Origin of the sequence: Coprococcus intestinihominis (genome assembly GCF_040096555.1) — a bacterium.
GTDB classification, from domain to species: domain Bacteria; phylum Bacillota; class Clostridia; order Lachnospirales; family Lachnospiraceae; genus Coprococcus_A; species Coprococcus_A intestinihominis.
On sequence record NZ_JBBMEK010000269.1, the window covers coordinates 1 to 4,504 of the forward strand.

Genomic DNA, 4,504 nt, shown 5'->3' on the forward strand with positions numbered 1-4,504 from the left:
CTGCTGCCGGGAATGGAGAGTCATATGTATGACCCGACACCGGGAGATATGATCCGAATTTCTGAGGCTGATATGTTTATCTATACCGGCGCCGAGATGGAGCCCTGGGCTCAGGAGCTGGCAGACAGTGTCGATATGTCGAAAGTAAAGGTTGTGGATGCTTCTTCCGGCGTTTCTATGATGAAGGAAGAAGATGAGGAACATGAACATGCGGAGGCGGAGGAAGATTCAGCCCATGCGGAGGAAGACAGTCATGACCACAGCAGCCATCACCATGAGCATACGTATGATCCGCATATCTGGCTGGATATGCAGAATGCCATACAGATGGTGAAGAATATCGAGGATGCCTTTTGTGAGGCAGATCCGGCCAATGCCGAGATGTATAAGGCCAATGCAGAAGCTTACATTGATAAACTGGAGGCTTTGGACAGTGAACTGAAGTCAATCACAGCAGGCGGTAATCGCCGGGATGTTGTTTTCGGCGGACGTTTTGCCTATGGTTATTTCATTCACGGTTATGGCTTGGAGTATGAGAGCGTTTATGACAGCTGTTCGGCGGATACGGAGCCGAGCATGGCACAGATGGCGAATGTGATCAACTATATGAAAGAACACCATGTGAAGTATATTTTATATGAGGAGCTTTCAACGCCGAATGTAGCCCGAGCTATTGCAGATGCAACAGGTGCGCAGATGCTGATGTTTTCCACCTGTCATAATGTAACGAAGGATGAATTCGAATCCGGCGTGACCTTTATTAATCTTATGCAGCAGAATGCCGATACGCTGAAGAAGGCATTGGAGTAGGAGGAAGAAATGTCAATTCTGGAAGTCAGAGATGTGTCGATCATTTACAGCGATGATAAGCGTGTCGCTGTAGAACATGCATCTTTTAAGATAGAGGCAGGCGAGTATGCCTGCATCATAGGCAGCAACGGTTCTGGCAAGAGCACCCTTGTCAAGGGGATTGTGGGACTGGTGCCTGTTACATCCGGTGAGGTCATTCATGCGCTGTCACCGGAGCAGTACGCTTATTTATCACAGATTACGGAGGTAGAAAGAGATTTTCCGGCAACCGTCAGAGAAGTTGTTTTGACGGGCATGCAGCGTTCCGGAAGACGTTTTCCTTTTTATACACGAGAAGACAGGAAGAAAGCTGCAGATGCCATGGAGACATTGGATATTACAGATCTGGCAGATTACAGGATCGGCAACCTTTCAGGCGGTCAGAAGCAGCGTGTGCTTCTGGCAAGAGCTCTTTGCAGAGAACCGAAGCTTTTGATCCTGGATGAACCATGTGCAGGTCTTGATCCGGCGATCACAGCGGAGTTTTACAGTTTGATCGACCATATCAACAAGAAGCAGGGTGTGACCATTCTTATGGTTTCCCATGATCTGGATCAGGTGGAACAGTATGCCAGCCATATTATTATGATGAATCAGACCGTGGAATTCGACGGCGATCATGAAGCATGGTGTAGAAAGTGTGCACAAGAAGGAGGACATTATCATGACACAGTTAATTGAGGCCCTGTCTTATCCGTTTGTACAGAGAGCTATTGCAGCTGGTGTGATGATTTCTCTTTGTGCGGCACTGCTGGGGGTTATTCTTGTATTGAAGCAGTATTCCCTTATTGGCCATGGACTCGGAGATGTCGGTTTTGCATCCACATCCCTGGCCGTAGCGCTCGGACTGCCGGTTATGGCAGTTTCGATTCCAATTGTTGTGATTGCAGCCTGCCTGATCATGTTCTGGTCCCAGCGGTCTAAAACCGGCGGGGATACAGCGATTGGCATGGTAGCCACAGGTGCATTATCCATTGGTGTGATTATCACTGCCATGAGCAGTGGATTCAATGTAGATGTCAACGGTTATATGTTCGGCAGTATTCTGGCTATGAGCAGAGAGGATGTGATCTTCAGCGTTGTGCTGTCGATTGTCATTCTTGTGCTGTTTGTCGTATTTTATAATCGGTTGTTCCTGATCACATTCGATGAGAATTTCGCAAAGGCCAGCGGTATCAGAGTCGGGTTTTATCAGTTTTTGATTGCGCTGCTGACAGCATTGACCGTTGTTATGGGTATGCGGATGATGGGAAGTCTTTTGATTTCCAGTTTGATCATTTTTCCTGCGGTGATTGCGCGCAAGCTGGTTGTCAGCTTCAAGGCAGTGGCAGTATTATCCGTTTTTCTGTCTGTGATCTGCTTCCTGGCAGGGCTGATCCTGTCATTTGAGATGAATCTTCCAACAGGTGCCAGCATTGTTATCATCAATCTGATCGTGCTGATTGCAGTGACGATTTTGAATAAATTACGCGGAAGATAGATACGTTTAACCATTAGTTATAAAAAAGTAAGATTTTTATACTGGTATTTTATGGATTGACCTGTTAAGATATAACAGACAGGAGTTGTCTCCTGCTCATTATACGCTTAAAAACATCTAATCAGGAGGTTGGGAAGATTGAAGATTCTGTCTTTTGCGGTTCCTTGTTACAACTCGGAAGCTTATATGCGCAAGTGTATTGATTCACTGCTGCCGGGCGGCGAGGACGTGGAGATTATTATTGTAGATGACGGTTCCAGCGATGGCACAGCTGCCATTGCGGATGAATATGAAGCAAAGTATCCGGGGATCTGCCGCGCGATCCATCAGGAGAATGCAGGTCATGGTGGTGCAGTGAATACAGGTATTACCAATGCCAGAGGCATGTATTTCAAGGTTGTGGATTCAGACGACTGGCTGGATACAGACAGCTACAAGATTGTGCTGAATAGATTGAAACAGTTCAGAGAGGATCGCAAGCGTGTGGATATGTTTATCTGCAATTATGTCTATGAACATGTGGAGGATGGTACATCTCATACAATCGGCTATCATAAGGTGCTCCCGGAAGAGAAGATATTCGGATGGGATGAGGCGCGCCATTTCAGAATGGATCAGAATCTGCTGATGCACTCTGTGATCTACAGAACCAGAGTGCTGAGAGAGAGCGGGCTGAAACTGCCGAAGCATACATTCTATGTGGACAATCTGTTTGTCTATATACCGCTGCCGTATGTGAAGACGTTGTATTATTTAGATGTGGATCTTTACAGATATTTTATTGGACGTAATGACCAGTCTGTCAACGAACGCGTGATGATCAGCCGTATTGATCAGCAGATTTATGTGAACAAGCTGATGATCGATGCCTACTGCCTGCCGCAGGATGTATCCAATAAGCATCTGGCGCGTTATATGTTGAGCTATCTGGCCATGATCTGCTGCGTGACATCTATTATGCTTCTGATCTCAGGAACACCTGAGAATCTTGAGAAGCGTCGTGAACTGTGGCAATACTTCAAGAAGAAGTATCCGAGCATGTACTGGAGAGTTCGCCTTGGCGGCCGTGGTATTGTCAGCAATCCACCGGGCAAGATTTCCTATGGAATTGTTGTGCGATGCTACAGAATGGCTCAGAAGATTTACAAGTTTAATTAAGAGAAATGCCCGATGCTTCGGGAATATGAGTTGGGGGAATGACAATGCGTTGTCCGAATTGTGGCCAGCGCCTCGCAGATGAGGCGGGAAGATGTCCTGTCTGTGGGACAGTAATTGATGAAGAGACAAGAAGGCAAGCCATGAATGAAGATGATTTTGCTTCATCTTCATTTGAAGGTACACGTCAGTCAATGGGAGAACAGGCATCAGCCGCACAGAGCGGGCGTACTGATCAGATGGCTCCGGATGAGAAGCGTTATCCGGCGAGACCGATGAAGTGGTACAAGTTTCTGATCTATTTTTCCTTGGTTCTGACAGGCTTTGCCAATATATGGACAGGTGTAGGGGCTGTTCTGGGGATGCAGTACGAGACGAAGAGTCAGGCAGCACAGGTTTATGCTGTCTATCCGGGGCTTCATGTGTTGGATATTATTTACGGTGTGCTGTTGATTCTGTTGGGGGTCTATGCGCTGATTGTCCGCCAGTATCTGGCCGGATTTAAGGCGAAGGGACCGAAGATGCTGCTGATCATGTATATTGTTTCACTGGTTATTGAGGTTGCTTACATTGCAGCAAGCTCTCTGATCAGCGGGGTGAATCTTCTGACAGCATCCGAATCAGGAACGATGCTGATTTCAAGCATGATCGTGTCATTATTTATGATCGGGGCCAATAAGGTTTATTTCGATAAACGAGCACACCTGTTCAATAAATAGTACATTTTTGATTCAGAATACAAAGAGAACATGGGGAATGGCGCCGGATGGTGCGGTTCCCTTTCTTTTTGTTCATGAGCTGTAAAAACCAGTGGTAATTTATCAAAAATACGTTATAATAAATAGAGATGCCAACGGGTAGAGAAAGGGGAAACATATGGCAAGTTCAGATATAGGAATTGACTTGGGTACAGCCAGTGTCCTTGTCTATGTGAGAGGCAAGGGAGTCGTACTGAAGGAACCTTCAGTTGTGGCTTACGATAAAGATACAAATGAAATAAAGGCCATCGGTGAGGAAGCA

General features: G+C 46.3%; 6 protein-coding genes. All 6 read left to right on the forward strand.

Annotated elements, in window-relative coordinates:
* On the forward strand, positions 1–810 hold an 810-nt coding region (locus WMO25_RS15335; protein WP_349086047.1), incomplete at its 5' end, for a metal ABC transporter solute-binding protein, Zn/Mn family.
* 9 nt (positions 811–819) lie between these two features.
* Positions 820–1,530 (forward strand): metal ABC transporter ATP-binding protein, encoded by a 711-nt coding sequence (locus tag WMO25_RS15340; RefSeq protein WP_177999696.1) that lies wholly within the window; start codon positions 820–822, stop codon positions 1,528–1,530.
* Positions 1,514–2,329 (forward strand): metal ABC transporter permease, encoded by an 816-nt coding sequence (locus WMO25_RS15345; RefSeq protein WP_015513657.1) that lies wholly within the window; start codon positions 1,514–1,516, stop codon positions 2,327–2,329. The genes WMO25_RS15340 and WMO25_RS15345 overlap by 17 nt, the downstream gene beginning before the upstream one ends.
* A gap of 138 nt (positions 2,330–2,467) precedes the next feature.
* Positions 2,468–3,487: a glycosyltransferase family 2 protein gene (locus WMO25_RS15350; RefSeq protein ID WP_349086048.1), complete on the forward strand. Its 1,020-nt coding sequence runs from the start codon at positions 2,468–2,470 to the stop codon at positions 3,485–3,487.
* A 44-nt stretch (positions 3,488–3,531) separates the two neighbouring features.
* Positions 3,532–4,203, forward strand: coding sequence for a zinc ribbon domain-containing protein (locus WMO25_RS15355; protein ID WP_349086050.1), 672 nt, complete (start codon positions 3,532–3,534; stop codon positions 4,201–4,203).
* A 157-nt stretch (positions 4,204–4,360) separates the two neighbouring features.
* On the forward strand, positions 4,361–4,504 hold a 144-nt coding region (locus tag WMO25_RS15360; protein WP_349086051.1), incomplete at its 3' end, for a rod shape-determining protein.

Excerpts from the sequence above, each read along its gene's own strand:
- WMO25_RS15345 (WP_015513657.1), top strand. The coding sequence starts at position 1,514 with ATGACACAGTTAATTGAGGCCCTGTCTTATCCGTTTGTACAGAGAGCT.
- WMO25_RS15340 (WP_177999696.1), top strand. The coding sequence starts at position 820 with ATGTCAATTCTGGAAGTCAGAGATGTGTCGATCATTTACAGCGATGAT.
- WMO25_RS15355 (WP_349086050.1), top strand. The coding sequence starts at position 3,532 with ATGCGTTGTCCGAATTGTGGCCAGCGCCTCGCAGATGAGGCGGGAAGA.